At 70.6% G+C, this 1,140-nt stretch carries 2 protein-coding genes; both read right to left on the reverse strand.

What is annotated here, in order from left to right; genetic code table 11:
* Nucleotides 1–839: ABC transporter ATP-binding protein (locus AC27IQ_RS25165; RefSeq protein WP_487091247.1), on the reverse strand; the 839-nt coding region annotated here is incomplete at its 3' end.
* A gap of 1 nt (nt 840) precedes the next feature.
* Nucleotides 841–1,140: TOBE domain-containing protein (locus AC27IQ_RS25170; protein ID WP_487091248.1), on the reverse strand; the 300-nt coding region annotated here is incomplete at its 5' end.

Raw genomic sequence — 1,140 nt, forward strand, 5'->3', positions numbered from 1 at the left:
CCACCCTGCAGCGCGCCGGCCGGCAGGGCCTTGCCCGCGGGCCGCGCCAGGCGGTGGCCCGCGACCACGATCGCATCCGCCTCGCCCTGCGCGGGCAGGAAGTTCATGCCCGGCGAGCCGATGAAGTGGCCCACGAACACGTGCTGCGGCCGCTCGAACAGCGCATCGGCCGCGCCCACCTGCACGGCGCGCCCGCGCGTCATCACCACCACCTCTTCGGCGAAGGTCAGCGCCTCCACCTGGTCGTGGGTCACGTAGATCAGGGTCAGCTTGAGCTCGTGGTGGATCTGCTTGAGCTTGCGGCGAAGCTGCCACTTGAGGTGCGGATCGATCACCGTGAGCGGCTCGTCGAAGAGCACGGCCGCCACGTCGGAGCGCACCAGGCCGCGCCCGAGCGAGATCTTCTGCTTGGCATCGGCGGCCAGGCCCGAGGCGCGCTGGTCGAGCTGCCCGCTCATGTCCAGCATCTCGGCGATCTGGCCGACGCGCTGGCGGATCTGGGCCTCGGGCACCTTGCGGTTCTTGAGCGGAAAGGCGAGGTTCTCGGCCACCGTCATGGTGTCGTAGATCACCGGGAACTGGAACACCTGGGCGATGTTGCGCTCCTGCGGGCTCGCGTGGGTGACGTCCTTGCCGTCGAACAGCACGCGCCCCTGCGAGGGCACGAGCAGGCCCGACATGATGTTGAGCATGGTCGTCTTGCCGCAGCCCGAGGGGCCCAGCAAGGCATAGGCGCCGCCGTCGCGGAACTCCATCGACAGCGGCAGCAGCGCGTAGTCGCTGTCCTGCTGCGGGTTGGGCTTGTAGGCGTGCGCCAGGTCCAGATTGATGCGCGCCATCTCAGCGCCCTCCCCGGCGCGCGGGCGCCAGCAGCAAGGCGCCGTCGGCGCCGAAGACATAGGCTTCGCCCGGTGCCAGGTGCAGCGTGATGGCCGCACCCAGGTCGAAGTAATGCACGCCCGTGACCTGCGCCACGAGTTCGCCCCAGGGCGTGTGCGCATGCACGAAGGTGTCCGAGCCCGAGATTTCGGCCAGCTCCACCGTGCCGGCCACCGCCACGTCGCCGGGGCGTGCCTGCAGACGCAGGGCACTCGCCCGCACGCCGACGGTCAGGCCCGTCGCGGCGCTGCCCGCCGGCAA

It is taken from the genome of Acidovorax sp. KPB24-07 (genome assembly GCF_057543315.1).